Genomic DNA, 15,830 nt, shown 5'->3' with positions numbered 1-15,830 from the left:
TTAGCGGTCCTTCGGATCAAGCGCATCGCGCAGACCATCACCGATGAAGAACATGGTGATGATAATCGTCACATAGAAAAAGAGCGGGAACAGCAATTGCCAGATGGTGCCATAGGCCATGGTGCCCGCGCCCTCAGCGATCAGCGCCCCGAGTGAGGTGTTGGGTTCCGAGATACCCAAGCCCAGGAAGCTGATGAAGCTTTCGGCCAGGATCATATCCGGCACCAGCAGCGAGGCGTAAACAATCACAACCCCGGCCAGGTTCGGCAGGATGTGACGGGTCACGATCCCCGCGTCTGACACACCGCCTGCACGCGCTGCCTCAATAAACTCCCGGCGTTTCAGCGCCAGCGTCTGGCCCCGCACGATGCGGCTCATCGTCAGCCAGCTGACCGCCCCCAGCGCCAGAAACAGCGTAGTGAAGCTTTTGCCAGCGACAACAAGGATCAGGATGATCACCAGCGTGGTCGGGATCGCCAGCAGGATGTCAACAAAGCGCATCATCAGCCCGTCCAGCCGACCACCGAAATAGCCCGCGATGATGCCGTAAAACGTGCCCACAACCAGCGCCATACCGGCCCCGATCAGCCCCACCAGAAGGGAGGTCTGGGTTGCCTGAATGGTCCGCGAATAAAGGTCACGTCCCAGATCATCGACGCCAAAATAATGGCCACTGGAAATCGACGGCGCGCCAAGGCCCACCACATCCCCCATCGCGGTCCAGTCGATGGTTTCATGATCCCATACAGCAAAGAACGGTCCGATGATCACAAAGGCCACGATCAGCCCAAGGATCACGCAGCTGCCCATCGCCGCCTTGTTCTGGCGGAACCGCAGCCGCGCATCCGCCAAGAGCGAGCGCCCCTGCATCACCGCATTATCTGCAACCGCCTCAGCACGGTCGGTTTCTTTTTTGGAAAATCCTAGCATGTGACTGCCCTTAGTAACGGATCTTCGGGTCAAGCCAGGCGTAGGCCAGATCCGTAATCAGGTTCACAACAACGGTCAGCGCGCCATAGAGGATCGTCACCCCCAGGAGCACCGCATAATCCCGCGACAGGGCCGAGCCGACATAGGCCTGCCCCAGCCCCCCGGTCGAGAAGTAGATGTCCACAAAGACCGAACCGGTCAGCACATAGACAAACACCGGGCCCAGATAGCTAACCACCGGCATCAGGGTGGGTTTCAGCGCGTGCCGCCAGATGATGGCGCGGTTGGACAGGCCCTTGGCCTTGGCGGTGCGGATAAAGTTTGAGTTCAGCACCTCCAGCATCGAGGAGCGGGTGATCCGCGAAATGGACCCCATGTAGGAGGTCGAAAGCGCAATCACCGGCATCACCAGATACTGCCATTGCCCACCGTTCCAGCCCCCACCCGGCAACCATTCCAGCCACAGGGTAAAGGTCAGGATCAGGATCGGGCCCATGATAAAGTTCGGCAAAGCCTGCGCCGCAATGCCCAGGGAGACGGCGAAATAGTCGATCCAGCTGTTGTGTTTGATCGCCGCCGTCACCCCCAGCGCCACACCAATGGCCGAGGCCACGATGAAGCTGAGGAAACCGTAGGTCAGCGAAATCGGGAAGCCTTGCGCGATGATGTCATTGACGTCGCGATCCTTGAACTTGAACGAGGGGCCGAAATCGAAATGCACAAAGATGTTCACCAGATAATCCCAGAGCTGTTTCCACAGCGGCTGGTCCAGCCCGTAGCGTGCCTCAATATTGGCCATGACGGCCGGCGGCAGCGGCCGTTCCGAGGTGAAGGGCCCACCGGGGGCAAAGTGCATCATGTAGAAGCAGGCAACGACCAATAAGAAGATCGTTGGTATGGCGACCAACAGGCGCCGGATCGTGTAGGAGAGCATTTATCTCACTCGCATTAGCAATCCCGCCGCCCGGGGTACGGACGGCGGGATCAAGGGACAGGTCAGGTTACTCGGCGATCTTGTAGAGGTTCTTCGAGTACCAGTTCTGTTCGACGTTGTTGACGGGCCAGTTGCCCACGTCGCTGTCCATCATGTAGACGCCCGCATAGTGGTAGATCGGGATCACCGGCATTTCGGCGGCAATGATCTGTTCCACTTCGGTGTAATTGGCCGAGGCATCCTTGGCGGTTTTCGCCGCCGCCAGCAGTTCATCCACACGGGGGCTTACGAACTTGCCGTCGTTATAGCCCGAGTTGGAGTCCAGCAGGTCAAGGAAGGTCGAGGCTTCGTTGTAGTCGCCACACCAGGCGCCACGGGCCAGTTCAAAGTCCTGATTGCCACGGGTTTCAAGGAACACTTTCCATTCCATGTTGCCCAACTCAACTTCGACGCCCAGCTTCTGTTTCCACATCTGGCTCATCGCCACGGCGATCTTCTTGTGACCTTCCGAGGTGTTGTAGATCATGTTGAACTTCAGCGGGTTGCCTTTGTCATACCCGGCCTCTGCCAGCAGTTCGATCGCCATCGCATCCCGTTCGGCCTGGGTCATGGTGGCCATTTCGGTGGTCGGCGGGGTGAAGCCCGCGGTGGCGGTCGGTGCAAAGCTATAGGCCTGTGTCTGACCACCCGCCATCACGTTTTCAACGATGATCTTGCGGTCCACGGCCAGCGCCAGCGCCTTGCGCACACGCACGTCCTTGAACACTTCCGGCCCTGAGTCACTGAGGTTGAAGGTGTAGTAGTAGTTACACAGACGCGGGAAGCTGATCGCCTCACCCGGATGCTCTTTCTTCAGGCGCGGGAACTGGCCTGCGGGCACTTCGGTCCGGTCCAGCTCACCAGCCAGATAGCGGGTCAGGGCGACGTTTTCGTCGTTGATCACCAGCGCCACAACCTTGTCGACGATGGTGTTGTCGTTGTCCCAATACATCGCGTTGCGCTCACGGGTGGAGCGTTCCTGCGGCAGATGCTCGGTCAGCACATAGGCCCCGTTGGACACGATGTTGCCCGGTTTGGTCCACTCCGCGCCATGCGCCTCAATCACTTTCTGAGGGGCCGGGAAGGTGGTGGAATGGGTGGTCATCTGTGGGAAGTAGGGCAGCGGCGCCGACAGGGTCACCTCAAAGGTGTGATCGTCCAGCGCCTTAACACCCAGCTGATCCGGGGCAGTTTCACCCGCAATGATCGCCGCAGCATTCTGGATCGACATCAGCTCAATGAACCACTGATAGGGCGAGGCCAGCGCCGGATCGGCAGCACGGCGCCAGGCAAAGACGAAATCATGCGCAGTCACAGTGTCGCCGTTGGACCACTTCGCCTCAGGGCGCAGGGTGAAGGTGTAGACGGTGTTGTCGTCGTTTGAGGTGTAGCCGGTGGCCACACCGGGCACCAGATTGCCGTCTTCGTCCTGGTTCATCAGACCTTCAAACAGGTCACGCACAATCTCTGCACCGGACACATCTTCAACAACCTGCGGATCAACCGAGCTGTGTTCGTCCAAAATACGGTAGGTAAAGGTCTGGTCATCGGCCAGCGCCTCGCCGGTCACCGGAGGGTGCCCGCAGCGAAAGCCGTGGTCGACAACATCGTGCCCGCCAGCAGCCCGGCCACCAGGGTGGATTTGGTCATTTTCATTTGAATTTCTCCCATTGATCGACCCCGTTTAACTCCTCAAAAGGCAGGGTCTTATTTTGTGTGGGTACAATTGAAAGCGTCTTCCAAAGGGTGAGTCAAAGAAGATTTCAACCACCTATGCGCGGTAATCCCCGTAGTTTCACGGCAGCGACATCGCCGCCCCGCCCCCGCCGCGCGACGGGGCGGACATGATGCAAAAAGCGCATGGGCTATTTGGGTTTTGAACAATCCCATAGCTTTCCGAGGTTTAGCCCCACTACAATTTCATAAATCGAACGGACTGAGGGGCTTACCCCTGCTGGCTTTGATCAAGAGGTCAAAGAAATTCGCCCTGATTTCGCGGAAAATCCTGTCGCAAATCGGCACAAAATTAATTTTGCTCTGCCCTCGCGTCAGGGCCGGATCAACGCCGAAATGCGGGCAAATCAGCCCCAGTTTCGCGCAGGACAGGGGCGAATCTGATTCTCTTAAGGCACTTCGCTCGCCTCGGCAGCGGCCTGTGCCAAGACCCAGGTTTGAAACGCCTCTACCGGCCCACGCCCCGCTGCTGCGGGGCGGATACACAGGTGATAGCCGGTGCCCAGATCCAACGCCCCACCCGGCCAGCGCGCCACGCTGCCATCACGTTCCAAATCCCCGGTGATCGACCGCCAGCCCCACATCAGCCCACGGCCATCCTGCATCGCCTGAACCGCCTGCACATAGTTGTCAAACACCTGCCCCCGGGCCTTGGGCGCGGCCAACCCCTGTTTCTGCAGATAGTCAGACCATGTGGCCCAGTGGCGGGCCTCGGGGCTGGCAACATGGATCAGCGCCACGTCAGACAGGCTGTGGGTTTCGGCCTGCAACCTCTCAACCAGATCCGGGTGCCCCACCGGGCAAACCTCTTCGTGAAACAGAGGCACCACCTGCCCGTCTGTCCAACCGCCACTGCCATAGCGCAACGCGATATCGATCCCCGGGCGCAGGGCCGGCAGATCGGATGAGGGCGCCTGCACATTCACCGTGACATCCGGGTGCAGCGCATAGAACTGCGGCAGCCGTGGCATCAACCAATAGGTCGCCATCCCCAATGTGCAGGACAGGGTCAGCTGCCCCTCCTCCACCTGCGCGGCCGCCTGCATATCGGCAATGGCCGTTGCGATCTGCCCCAACCCCGCCTCCACCGCCCAGGCCAATTGCTGCCCGGCATCGGTCAGGCGGGCCGGTTTGCGGCTGCGGTCCAGAAGGGTAAGGCCGATATGGGCCTCAAGGTTTTTCAGCGCCTGCGTCACGGCGGGCCGGGTCACATTCAGCCGCCCTGCCGCTTCCTGCATGGAGCCAAGGCGCGCAACTTCGGCAAATGTGGTCAGCAATCGAAGCGGGGGCAACTGTTGCATCGGCACCTCATGAGTTAAGTAATTGATTAACTTTCAGCCAATCCAATCGGCCTTTTTCGCCGCAATAAGTCAAGCAAAACTGACGCATATCGAAACCCAGCGAACAGAAGACACCCCACCAGATGAACATAGCGCACCCCTCCGCCACCGCCGCGCAACAGGTCACCCTGCATGAAAGCGGCCTCACCCTGCCCCTGCCCGACCAGCCTCAGGCCTATTTCAATTACCACTGGCTGCGTGACAATTGCCCCAGCTCCTTTGATCCGGGCACCCGCGAACGCAGCTTTGACATCTTCCATCTGTCGGAGGCGCCCACCGCCCGCGCGGCCCTAATCGAAGGGCAGCATCTGGTGATTGATTGGGCCGGTGAAAACCACCGCTCCGCCTTTCCGCTGGAGCTGCTGGCAGGCTACACCCAAGGCACCCCGCGCCCTGATCCGGCCGATCTGAAACGCCGCGCCTGGTTCAGCGATCACTACGCCGATGTGGCCCGGTTTTCGCAACCCGATCTGCTGAGCAACCACAGCGCCGTGACCCGCTGGATCGAAGCGCTACTGGTTGAAGGCGTGGCGATCATCACGGATATGCCCGACAGTGACGCCGGGCTGACCGATCTGGCGCAGGTGATCGGCACCATCCGCCCCACCTTCTTTGGCAGCTATTTTGACGTCAAAACCCATATCAACCCCACCAACACCGCCTATACCGCTGCCGCACTGGAGCTGCACACAGACACCCCCGCCGAAGAACACGCCCCCGGCATCCAGTTCCTTCATTGCCGCGCCAATTCGGTTGAGGGCGGGCGCAACCTATTTGGCGATGGTGTTGCCGTGGCCAATGACTTCCGCAGCCGCGACCCAGAGGGGTTCAGACTGCTGAGTGAAATCGACATTCCGTTTTACTGCGAACATGACAGCTACGACATGCGGTCCCGCCAGCGCGTGATTGAGCTGGACCAGCATGGCGAGGTTTCGGGTCTGACCATCAGCCAGCACATGCTGGATCTGATCGATCTGCCGCAACAGCTGCTGGATACCTATTACCCCGCCTTCTGCCGCTTTGGCCGGATGCTGCAGGAAGAGAAATACGTCATGCGCTTTACCCTGAACGCGGGCGAATGCATTGTCTTTGACAATCACCGCATCGTGCACGGTCGCGCGGCTTACACCGCCTCAAGCGGGGATCGCTATCTGCGCGGCTGTTATACAGATCGCGCCGAAATGCGCTCCACCTATCGCGCACTGGTCTCAGAAGGGAGGTTCAAATCATGAGCAAAGACATGCCCCTAGAAGAGGCGCAGAGTGAGGAAATCCTGCGCCAGGACCTCGCCGCTGCCTTCCGCCTGTGCCATCGGTTTGGCTGGTCGGAAAGCGTTTCGAACCATTTCAGTGCCGCGGTCAGCGCCGATGGGCGCCAGATCCTACTGAACCCGCGCTGGCAGCATTTTGCCACGCTCAAGGCCAGTGATCTGTTGCTGCTGGATGTCGACGACCCTGAGGTGATGACACGCCCCGATGCGCCCGATCCCTCGGCCTGGGCCGTGCACGGCACGCTGCACCGGGAATTGCCTGAGGCACGGGTGATCCTGCATTGCCATTCGCCTTATGCCACCGCCTTGGCCTGCCTCAAGGATCCAACGCTGCTGCCGCTTGATAACAACACGGCGCGGTTCTTTGGCAAAACCGGATATGATCTGGAATTTGGCGGCATTTCCGACAGCGCCGAGGAAGGCGCCCATTTGGCCCGCGCCATGAAAGGCAATATCGCATTGGTCATGGGCAACCACGGGGTCAGCATCGCCGGCAGCAGCGTCGCCCGCGCGTTTGAGGATCTCTATTTCTTTGAAAAGGCTGCGCAAACGCAGATCCTAGCGCTGTCAACAGGTCAGCCTCTGGCAGTTCTCTCCGATGAGGTGGCCCAGAAAACCGCCGATGGTTGGCTGCCCTACGCTGGCGCGGCGGACCGGCATTTCGACTATCTGAAAGCCACCCTGGACGCCGAAGATCCCAGCTGGCGGGAGTAACCCCGCCAGCGCAGCCCAGCATAAGCTACTGCCAGCGGAACAATAACTCTGGTTTCCAGTCGCTTAGAAGGTGGCATTCAACTCCAGACCAAAAGTCTGGGTCCGGTCGTAGCTTTCAGATGCAATCGGATGGGCGGCGTGAATTTTTAGTGGCCCAATGCCCGTCTTGATGCTCAGGCTCACCCCGATGGACGCCCGCATCCGTGCGCTGTCATCAACGGGATCTGCCCCCGCAATACCACCGGCCACATCATCCAAATTCCACAGGCTGCCGACATCAACAAACAGGCCCGGCGTCACACGACTCCCCGCCTCACCAAAGGCGCCGGGGAATTGCACGTCAATCTTGGCCACACCGTAGCTGTTGCCGCCAAGCGCCGGATCGCCATCCACTGCCAGGTCACGGGGACCGAAGCCGCCGAACTCAAACCCGCGGATGGAGGCCTGCCCCAGCATGTAGCGATCGCCAATGCTGCTGGTGCCGGATTGGCTTTGCAATGTGCCAAGGCGCAGCTGGCTGCGGAGCACCACACGGCCCTGTGCCAGCACATGGATCGACTGGGCCGAAGTGGTCAGTTTGATGTGATCATTGTCGGCATCTGACGTGGCATATTCCAACCCAAACCGCACCCGGGCGCGTTTCAGGCTGCTGCCCGGTTCTGGCCGGAACTGATGTTCGTATTTGCCGCCGATCCCGGTGGTTTTGACCCGCCCCTCATCCGCGCGGATCAGTGCGGAGGTGGTGGCGGGCACATTGCTGATTTCGGTGTCTGCAAGAATGCCATAGGCGGTGAACCGGCTCTGCGGTGACAGCCGCCAGGTCAGGCGCGGCTCCAACCGGGTCACGCGGGAATTGAAATCGTAGATGTCCCCTGCGTCTTTCTGGGCATGCAGCACGTTCAGACCAAACTGGGGTGAACTGCCGAACAGCGCATCGTTATTGTAGCGGAAACTGGCGGAGGTTCCGTCTTCCTCCGCGCGCAGATTAAACTCCAGCGTTTGATCCTGCCCCATCAAGCGGTTGGTGGAAAAACCAAGCGCTGCCACACCGCCGGTATCGGAATTGTAGGCCAGGCGGGCGCTCAGCCGACCAATGGGGCCGTTATCGGCCAAATCCGGGTCAATTTCAGCCTCAGAAGGGGTTTCCTGCGCGATGGCCGCAGCGCCTGTGGCGCAAAGGAGCACAATGCCCGAGGTCAAAAGCACGGCTTTGACGGACCTTTGAATAGTCATCTGCATAAAATCCCCACTGCGCGCTGTGCGCTTCAATTGCGATAAAAGCCCACCACAGCCCCCACACCCGGTCAAGCATCATGGGTTAACCAGCCTTCTATTTATAGCAGTTGCGACAATCCTGCCGCGCCTCAGGGGGGGCGCCTGGCGCGGCAAATGGGTTAAGCCCCTGACAGCTCAATAAGTTTGCCAAAAACGAGGGTTTTCTTAACCCGCACCAGCGGTCATCATACGCCTATGACAACGGATCTTGCACTGCACAAAGACCTCACCGCACTGGCGGAGGTAACCGATGCCTTCGAACGCTCCTGGTCGATCACCGATCAGGGGGTGGAGGCGCGGGTGCTGTTTTTCTGTGACACCTCGGTAGCGGCGGCCAAAGCGTTGGCGCAGGCTGCACAAGGCCTGCAAATCGATCCCGCCCTGCTGGCGGATTGGTCAAGCGCCATCGCCGGGTCTGATGCCATTGGTCTGGCGTTGCGCTGTGATCGCAAGTCGGTGCGGCTCTACACCCAATACTGGTTGGCCGTTGTCGCCCGGTTGGAGGCCGGGGATCGCAGCCCCTTCCCGCTCTATCGTGGGTTCAAGGCCCTGCCCGGGGGTGTCAGCCGCCGCGATGACTACCTGTGCCTGCCCGCCGCCCCGGCCGAAGTTTTTGGGCCCCCAATGGCCGCAGGATTTGCCGCCTTTGGGCTGGACGTGGATCAAGGGGCTGAGGTGTTTCGGTCGCTTACGGCAGAAAGCGCGATTTTCACGGTGACAGAGGATCCGGACAGGCAATCCTGGTTGATCACCACACGGCGGGCTGAGATCCCGAAGGCTGCCCTGGCCGAGTGGCTGGCCCCATTGGCAGAACGCCCCGACGGCGCGGCGATCATCGCCGCCGCCAGGTCAGAGCCGCTGGTGCATGTCGCCGGAGGGCGTGATCAGATCAAAGGCGATTTTCTAACCTTCTACTTTGAAACTGACAAGAAAACTGCACTTGCCAGCATCACCTGATACAACAGTCAGTTCACCACCTGACAGCTGGTGCCGGCGGGCAGGCTGAGGTCTGGATTGGCAATTTCGGCCATCACCGTGAAGGCGTTTGAAGTGGGCTCAATAAAGGGATCAATGGCAAAGACCGTCGCCTCCACCTGCGCGTCGGCGACCTGCACCGCAATCACGTCGCCCAGGGCAACCTGCCCGTAGGCCCCGGCCAGAAACACCAGCTCTGCATGTAGCGTTGTGACATCAATCAGCCGCAACAGCGGGTCCGGGCCGATCAACTCACCCACGGCAACATCCACCTCTGCCACATAGCCCGCAAAGGGGGCGCGGATGGTGGCGCGGTCAATTTCCATCTGGGCACGGGTGGCGCTTGCCTTGGCCAGCGCCAGATCAGCGCGCAGGGTGCCGATCTCATCCTGTGAAATCAGGCTACGCGCCAACAGGCCCTCGCTACGTTCCAGCCGTTCCTGCAGGGCCGCGATACTGATCTGGGCCACCTCCAGATCGGATTGCGCCACCTCAGCATCCACCAGCAGCAGCGCATCGCCTGCGGCCACATAATCCGCGCGCCGCACGGTCACATCCCGCACGATGCCAACCCGGTCACTGCCGATGTCACTGATCTGGGCGGGCACCAACAGGCAGGTCAGAGGCAGCGGCGCCTCAGCCATTGCAGGTGTTCCCATGGTGGTAATCAGTGCAGCCACCGTCATGACCCCAGCCGCAACTTTACGCAAATATGAGTGCTGCATCATCCCTCCCCCAGGTCAAACCAGCTATTTATAGCCCAGCCGACGCCGCATATCCTGTTCCCGCAGCAGGGTTTTCCGCCGCAGGCTTCGGGCACGACGATCACGGTCCGCGTGGATTTTGGCAAGACTAAATCGCGGCAAGATCCGGCGCCGCAGCAGCCATGTCACACTGTGGCGCAACAGCGAAAACGCCCCTTCGCTCAGGCCCCGGTCCTCAAGGCTGATCATCCGGTCATAGCTGCCGGGATCCCCCTGACGCGCGGCGCGGCCATGAAGTTGGCGTTCCAATCGGGCCGAAGCCATAACCGAGGCGATGATCACATGCAGCCCGCCCGCGGCGCGCACTTCCGCGTCCAGCGCGATATCGGTGCCGCGCCCTGCCAGATGGGTGGCGATGGTGATGCGCCCCGCCTGTCCCGCCTGGGCGACCAGCTCAGCCTCCTGCGCTTCGCTGAGCGCGTTCAGCACCGCCACCTCGCGCCCCATATCCTGAAACACCGCGACCAGCGCATTGGTTTCAGACACATCGTTGACGCCGATCAACACGGACCGGTCCTTGGCCATAGTGACCGCGCGCTCGGCCACGGCCCGCCATTTGGCATCGGCACGGCGAAACAGCCGCAACCCGTGGTTCACCATGCGCGATGGCGCATGTGGCGCCACCGGTTTCACCGCCAGTTTGAAGATCGCCCAGAACTCCGCCCGGCATTCATGCGCCGTGCCGGTCAGGCCGGACAGGATGCGGTATTGGCGGAAATAGGTCTGTTGGGTGATGTGGCCCACGGTGCGGGTCTCAGCCGTGACCTCAACGCCCGCCACGATCTCAATCATCTGCTGCAGACCGTAATCCCACTTGCGGTCTGGCATCAGCCGGCCGGTGGCCTGATCCACCATCACCACCTCACCCTCACGCAGGATATAGGCCACGCCTTCCAGAAACCCGAAGGTGGCGGTCAGGGCCAGTTCGGCCAGTTCAATCACATCCGCGGTGCGGGCCAGCGGGTGACGCCACTGCGGGGCCACCTCCTCCAGATGGGCGATGCCTGCTTTGGTTAGCCGCCAATTGCCATGGCTGTCCAGCACCCGTTCCTGCCCCGGCACCAGCGCACGGGCAAAGGCGATGAGGTTGCGAAACAGCACCACATCCACCTCGGGCGGCAACTCAGCGGGTTCTGACAGGATCATCGGCACCGTGGCATCATCAATCAGGACCGAGTCGACCTCATCCACAATCGCAAGGGCCTGCCCGGTCTGGCGCAAAAGCGCACGTTCACCCTGTTGATGCTGTTCCCGCTTGTCGCGCAGGTGATCAAACACAAAGGTCTTGTTGGTGCCGTAGACGATATCGCAGTCATAGGCGCTGCGTTTGTCCGCATCCGCATCGCTTTGCAACACCACGGCTGAGCTGAGGCCAATCCGCGCCGCCAAAGGGGCGATCAGGTCGTGATCCCGCTCGGCCAGATAGTCATTCACCGTCACCACATGGGTGGACACGCCGACACTGGCCGCCGCCAAAGCGGCCAAAGCAGCCGAGAGCGTTTTGCCCTCACCGGTGCGCAACTCCACGCAATCGCCATTGAGCAGCAGAACCGCACATTCGATCTGATTGGCCCTGAGCCGCAGCCCGGTTTCACGGCGGATCACCTCCAGCACGGCCGCGATCCGTTCCGCGCCAGCCCCGGGTTTCAGCAGGTCCTCCGCCCGCAGGGGCTGACGGCAAAGGCGCACCAGATCGGGATCGCCCAGCCCTTCCATCTGTTCGGTCTGCGCCGCAATCTCCTGCCGCAGCGGTTTCAGCCGCTCGCCCGTCGGTGCGAAATGCCAGAGCAGATACTCATCAACAAAAAGGCGAAACCGGTGAAAAGGCGCGATCTGACGGCGCACCGGACGCTGGCGCGAGCGGGCAAACGCCTTGAGCACCGGGCGCCGCAACACGCCAGCCCCACTCATAGGCGCGTCACCCTGAGGAACAGGCGTTCGACATGGAACAACAACTGACTGAAGGCGCTGGCCTGTCCCAGATCCACCCGCGCCTCAACCCGGGCGCCGGCCCAATTGCTCAGATCGCCCTCCGGGGCGGCCCATAGGATCAGCCGTGAATCCAAGGCCATGCCGGGGCGGTCAGCCTGTTCCGGCACCGGCCCACCGGTGGAGACCAGCAGTTCAGGCGGCACCTGTTGACCGATATCAACCACCCGCGCCCGATCCACCGGGCGGCGGATTTCCTGCCCATTGGGCAGCAACATCACCAGTTGTGCCTCAGCCGTGATCCGACCGGAAAAGGCGGCGGGAAAGGCGGCGGAAATCTGCAAGGCCTCGGGCGCAATCACATAGCCCAGCCGATCACCGCGGTAGACATAGCTGCCCGCTGGTGGCGGCTGGCCACCCTGCCAGCTGATCCTGCCATCCAGGGGCGCCGGGATCGACAGTGCCGCCTCTTGCTCACTGGCCTGCTGCAAAGCGGTGAGCGCAACCTCACGTTCGCGTTCCAGCCTTAGGCGCTGCGCCACATCTGCGCCACTGCGCGACAGCTCATCCTCCAGAGCAGTCAGGTTGATCTCCAACGCTTGGCGCCGGGCGGTCTGGGCCGGGTTCTGAAGGCGTGTCACCTCTTGCCCCGCCACGGCCGCGGCGCCGTCAACCAGCAGATCGCGCCCGATCACGCCTGAGGTTGCAGCGGTGATTTCAGCGCCCGGCAAGGGCACAATCCGCCCCTGCCCCTTGGCCGAAAACGGCAATGGCACCAGTGTCAGCGCGGCACCGATCCCGCCAAGGAAAAGCGCCTGACGGATCCAGCCACTGCGGGTGCGGTTTTGCGTTTTGGCCATGCGGTGCCCCTTGCGAAACAGTTTGGCCAGCGGCCAGATCATGCTCATCAGGGTGGCCCAGATCGCCAGAAGAACACCAAAAACAAAAAACCAGCCCGAGATCATATAGGCGATGGTCAGGGTCAGCAGCAGCCGGTAGCCCAGCGACAGGATCCCATAGGTGCCCAAGATACCCGCCTCCCCCGGGTGCAGGTTCAACTCGGGGCGCAGCCCGGCCACCCGGCTGAGGTAGAGATCCTGCAGATACTCCCCCGCGCGTTTGGCCAGATTGGGCATCTCCAGCCAGTCCGACAATACGAAATAGGCGTCAAACTTCAGCAGCGGATTGCCGTTGAACAACAGCGTGGATACCGATCCGATCAAGACGAAGTTAAACAGCACCGCCCGTTCCACCCCCGGCTCAACCTGCAGCCATAGGATCAGCGCGACCGATGAAATCAGCATCTCAGACAGAATGCCCGCCGCCCCCACCAGCATACGCGCGCGTTTGTCCGGCAGGGCGCTGGCATCTGAAGCCTCCACATAGGGCACGGGGAAAAACAGCAGCAGCATCACGCCAAATTCCCGCACCTGACCGCCGAAACGGTGCAGCGCGTAGCAATGGGACAATTCATGCAGCAGCTTCATCACCGGGTAAGCCAGCGCCAGCATCAATAGGCCACTTTGCGACAGCAGCGTCTGATCCGCCGCCACCGTGACCTCACCCCAATTGAGCAGGGCCAGCGTCAAAGCCAACAGAAAGGTCGCCAGAACCAAGACCCCGCCGAAGCGGCTGAACAGGGGGCGCACCAGCGGGTAACTCAAGCGCACCAACCAACGGGGATCGCCGAGTTTTATCTTGATCGCCAAAGGGCTTGCCAGACGTTGCTCAATCGACTGGGCGCGCCGTTTGTGGCCGCGTTCGCTCAGCAGCACCGGATCCAGCGCGTGATCTGACAGGATCAGCCCGGCGCCCACCAGCTGCATCACCCAATCCACCAGTTCCCCCTGCGAAGGCGCAATCGCCGGGCGGCGCATCAGCCGGTCCCAGATCTCATTCATCGTCAGGCGCCCGTCAAACAGCCGCCACAAATCCTGCGCCCTCTCACTCAGCCGCAGATGATGGCCGGTGATCCGATCTGACAGCACCACAAAGGCCTCCCCGCGAAACATCTGATGGCTGGTTTCAATGGCGGCGCGGCGGCGAAACCGCTGATCGCCCAAGAGGTGCCAATCCGGGTGGCGCAGGCTGCTCATAGCCCCCACCGCCACAGACTGCGGCGCAGCCAGCGCAGCGACCCACGCAGGTAGGCCTGCAGCATTGTGGTCTCACCGGCATCAACCCGCACAACGCCGCGCATCCCGTCCAGCAGCGTGACATCCGGCAGCTGATCCAGCCGCATCCAGGCAGCGAAGGTGTTGCGCCCATCGCGTAGTTGCGGATCGGTGGTGATGCTGTCGAGCGTCACCGCGATCGGCATGGCGGGATAGGCGGTCAGCAAAAGCGTGCCCTGATCGCCCGGGCTAAGGTCCGCAATCCAATCCTCATCAACAAAGACCAAGAGGCGGAACCGGTCGGTGGCGGCCAATTCCAGCAGCGCCTCGCCCAGTCGTACCCGCCCGCCCACACGCCGCCAGGCATCACCGCCGACCACGGCGCTGGTCGCCTCCGCCGTGAAGCGGGCCTGTTGCAGCTGCTGTTCAGCCAGATCCAGCTGCACCCGCACCTGCCGCGCCTGCGCCTCAAGGGATTGCACCCGCGCGGTATCACGCTGCGCCCGGGCGGTTTGAATTTCGGAGGAGATCTCTTCCAGTTGCGAGGTGACCTGTGCCACCTGCAAAACCAGATCGCTGTCTTCCATCGCCACGATCAAAGATCCCGGCGCAATCACATCGCCCAGCTGAAAAGGCGCTTCGGAGAGGAAGCCATCAAAGGGGGCGGAAATCACCCGCCGGTCCTGCGCCTCAATCCGGGCACTGAAATCCGGTTCATACCGGGTGGGCCATTGCGACAGAACGCCAACCGTCAGGGCGAGGAGAACAAAGAAAAGTTTGATCTTCCATGCCGTTAGGCCAAACACTTTACGCAGCAATGCGAAACACCAATTGCCCATACGCCGCAGGATCGATGGGTAGGCGCGCCCCTGAATGGCCAGTGTTTCGCCTAAGACACGCGCCAGCAGGTCCACTGCTTCGGGGTGCAGATCACCGGCTGTGCTGCCCTCGGCCCAAACGGCCACCACCACGGCTGCGGCCTCATCCCCTTCGTAGACCGGCATCGCCACGCCGCGCGCGCCGCCCAGGGCCGCAACCCGCGCCAGCGCCTCCTCAGCGGCGGATTGTGTGGCGGGATCGGGCAGATCCGCCTCCTCCGGGCGCAGCTGATCCGGGTCAGGTGTTTTTTCCGCGGCGATTAGCAGGGGCGTGCGCGCCTCAACCGCGTGATCGGCCAATGCCTCAACCTGGCTGCGGGCTTCGCTGTTGCGCTCCACCAGCCCACCACCGGACAGCGCCAACAACTTTGGCCGCCCTGCTTTCATCCAGGTGACCGCGATCAGATCGGGGCTGAGCGCACGTTCCAGACGGGCAATCCATTGATCGGCCAGTTGGCGACGGCTGCGGGCACTGGCGGCATCCAGCAGGACCTGCGCGCCAATTTCGGTTCCCAGCGCAATATCGTCAACCTGATCGGACCGGTCGCTAAGCGCGGCCAGCATCAGCCAGCCGACCTTGGCCTCCACCTGTGCCAGCTGCCCTTGCAGTTCAGCCGGTCCCAGCCCCTCAAGCCGCAACAGCACCACCAGATCAAGCCCCGGCGCGCCCAGCATATAGCTGGCCAGCCACGCCGCCCCTGCATCCCCGGTGCCCTCAGCCCCCTCAATGGCAGCAACAGAGCCGCCGCCGTCCGGCGCGAAGCGTTCCAGCACCGGCTCCGCCGCGTCGATGTCGCATTTGCCCAGCCGGGCGGCCTCCTGCCAGGGGCCGTCTTCACGCAGGAAAGCATGGATGCCTTTAAGGCCTGAGATGCCCGCCAAATGATGTGCTAACGCTTTCTGGAAAAGCGGAAACGTCTGTTCAGAGGGCATT

12 protein-coding genes are annotated in these 15,830 nt (G+C 61.7%); 3 read left to right on the top strand and 9 right to left on the bottom strand.

Annotation, left to right across the window (positions count from 1 at the left end; translation table 11 throughout):
* The 4 genes from TL5118_RS09595 to TL5118_RS09580 all read right to left on the bottom strand — a co-directional run bounded on the left by TL5118_RS09595 (position 1) and on the right by TL5118_RS09580 (position 4,938).
* Entirely contained in the window at positions 1 to 930 is a 930-nt protein-coding gene (locus TL5118_RS09595) for an ABC transporter permease subunit (protein ID WP_058242851.1), read from the bottom strand.
* Between the two features lie 10 nt (positions 931 to 940).
* Entirely contained in the window at positions 941 to 1,864 is a 924-nt protein-coding gene (gene oppB, locus TL5118_RS09590) for an oligopeptide ABC transporter permease OppB (protein ID WP_058242850.1), read from the bottom strand.
* Between the two features lie 67 nt (positions 1,865 to 1,931).
* Positions 1,932 to 3,473, bottom strand: coding sequence for a peptide ABC transporter substrate-binding protein (locus TL5118_RS09585; RefSeq protein ID WP_242601763.1), 1,542 nt, complete (start codon positions 3,471 to 3,473; stop codon positions 1,932 to 1,934).
* A 553-nt stretch (positions 3,474 to 4,026) separates the two neighbouring features.
* Positions 4,027 to 4,938: a LysR substrate-binding domain-containing protein gene (locus tag TL5118_RS09580; protein ID WP_058242849.1), complete on the bottom strand. Its 912-nt coding sequence runs from the start codon at positions 4,936 to 4,938 to the stop codon at positions 4,027 to 4,029.
* Between the two features lie 122 nt (positions 4,939 to 5,060).
* On the opposite strand from TL5118_RS09580, the gene TL5118_RS09575 reads away from it, so the two are divergent.
* Both TL5118_RS09575 and TL5118_RS09570 read left to right on the top strand, forming a co-directional pair.
* Positions 5,061 to 6,209, top strand: a complete 1,149-nt coding sequence (locus TL5118_RS09575; protein WP_058242848.1) for a TauD/TfdA family dioxygenase — start codon at positions 5,061 to 5,063, stop codon at positions 6,207 to 6,209.
* On the top strand, positions 6,206 to 6,961 hold the full coding sequence (locus TL5118_RS09570) for a class II aldolase/adducin family protein (protein ID WP_058242847.1): 756 nt from the start codon (positions 6,206 to 6,208) through the stop codon (positions 6,959 to 6,961). Before TL5118_RS09575 ends, TL5118_RS09570 begins: the two co-directional genes overlap by 4 nt.
* A 63-nt stretch (positions 6,962 to 7,024) precedes the next feature.
* Here the strand turns inward: TL5118_RS09570 and TL5118_RS09565 are convergent, their stop codons facing one another.
* Positions 7,025 to 8,194, bottom strand: a complete 1,170-nt coding sequence (locus tag TL5118_RS09565) for a BamA/TamA family outer membrane protein (protein WP_165590040.1) — start codon at positions 8,192 to 8,194, stop codon at positions 7,025 to 7,027.
* Between the two features lie 237 nt (positions 8,195 to 8,431).
* Here TL5118_RS09565 and TL5118_RS09560 point away from each other — a divergent pair, with 237 nt between their 5' ends.
* The gene (locus TL5118_RS09560) at positions 8,432 to 9,193 is read left to right on the top strand and encodes a hypothetical protein (RefSeq protein WP_058242845.1); all 762 of its coding nucleotides are present in this window, start codon (positions 8,432 to 8,434) and stop codon (positions 9,191 to 9,193) included.
* 8 nt (positions 9,194 to 9,201) lie between these two features.
* On the opposite strand, the gene TL5118_RS09555 is transcribed toward TL5118_RS09560, so the two are convergent.
* The 4 genes from TL5118_RS09555 to TL5118_RS09540 are packed head-to-tail and all read right to left on the bottom strand — an operon-like array spanning position 9,202 to position 15,829.
* Positions 9,202 to 9,936, bottom strand: coding sequence for an efflux RND transporter periplasmic adaptor subunit (locus TL5118_RS09555; RefSeq protein WP_165590039.1), 735 nt, complete (start codon positions 9,934 to 9,936; stop codon positions 9,202 to 9,204).
* Between the two features lie 24 nt (positions 9,937 to 9,960).
* Positions 9,961 to 11,886: a preprotein translocase subunit SecA gene (locus TL5118_RS09550; protein WP_058242843.1), complete on the bottom strand. Its 1,926-nt coding sequence runs from the start codon at positions 11,884 to 11,886 to the stop codon at positions 9,961 to 9,963.
* Positions 11,883 to 14,000, bottom strand: a complete 2,118-nt coding sequence (locus TL5118_RS09545) for a hypothetical protein (protein ID WP_058242842.1) — start codon at positions 13,998 to 14,000, stop codon at positions 11,883 to 11,885. Before TL5118_RS09545 ends, TL5118_RS09550 begins: the two co-directional genes overlap by 4 nt.
* Positions 13,997 to 15,829, bottom strand: coding sequence for an RND family efflux transporter (locus TL5118_RS09540; protein WP_058242841.1), 1,833 nt, complete (start codon positions 15,827 to 15,829; stop codon positions 13,997 to 13,999). Before TL5118_RS09540 ends, TL5118_RS09545 begins: the two co-directional genes overlap by 4 nt.
* Position 15,830 lies beyond the last annotated feature (1 nt).

Source organism: Thalassovita autumnalis (assembly GCF_001458255.1).
GTDB classification, from domain to species: Bacteria; Pseudomonadota; Alphaproteobacteria; order Rhodobacterales; family Rhodobacteraceae; genus Thalassobius; species Thalassobius autumnalis.
The sequence above is the reverse complement of the archived record's forward strand: the minus strand, read 5'-3'. Positions and strand labels throughout refer to the sequence as shown.

Excerpts from the sequence above, each read along its gene's own strand:
- TL5118_RS09540 (WP_058242841.1), bottom strand. The coding sequence starts at position 15,829 with ATGCCCTCTGAACAGACGTTTCCGCTTTTCCAGAAAGCGTTAGCACAT.
- TL5118_RS09555 (WP_165590039.1), bottom strand. The coding sequence starts at position 9,936 with ATGCAGCACTCATATTTGCGTAAAGTTGCGGCTGGGGTCATGACGGTG.
- TL5118_RS09580 (WP_058242849.1), bottom strand. The coding sequence starts at position 4,938 with ATGCAACAGTTGCCCCCGCTTCGATTGCTGACCACATTTGCCGAAGTT.
- oppB (WP_058242850.1), bottom strand. The coding sequence starts at position 1,864 with ATGCTCTCCTACACGATCCGGCGCCTGTTGGTCGCCATACCAACGATC.
- TL5118_RS09545 (WP_058242842.1), bottom strand. The coding sequence starts at position 14,000 with ATGAGCAGCCTGCGCCACCCGGATTGGCACCTCTTGGGCGATCAGCGG.
- TL5118_RS09565 (WP_165590040.1), bottom strand. The coding sequence starts at position 8,194 with ATGACTATTCAAAGGTCCGTCAAAGCCGTGCTTTTGACCTCGGGCATT.
- TL5118_RS09595 (WP_058242851.1), bottom strand. The coding sequence starts at position 930 with ATGCTAGGATTTTCCAAAAAAGAAACCGACCGTGCTGAGGCGGTTGCA.
- TL5118_RS09560 (WP_058242845.1), top strand. The coding sequence starts at position 8,432 with ATGACAACGGATCTTGCACTGCACAAAGACCTCACCGCACTGGCGGAG.
- TL5118_RS09575 (WP_058242848.1), top strand. The coding sequence starts at position 5,061 with ATGAACATAGCGCACCCCTCCGCCACCGCCGCGCAACAGGTCACCCTG.
- TL5118_RS09570 (WP_058242847.1), top strand. The coding sequence starts at position 6,206 with ATGAGCAAAGACATGCCCCTAGAAGAGGCGCAGAGTGAGGAAATCCTG.
- TL5118_RS09550 (WP_058242843.1), bottom strand. The coding sequence starts at position 11,886 with ATGAGTGGGGCTGGCGTGTTGCGGCGCCCGGTGCTCAAGGCGTTTGCC.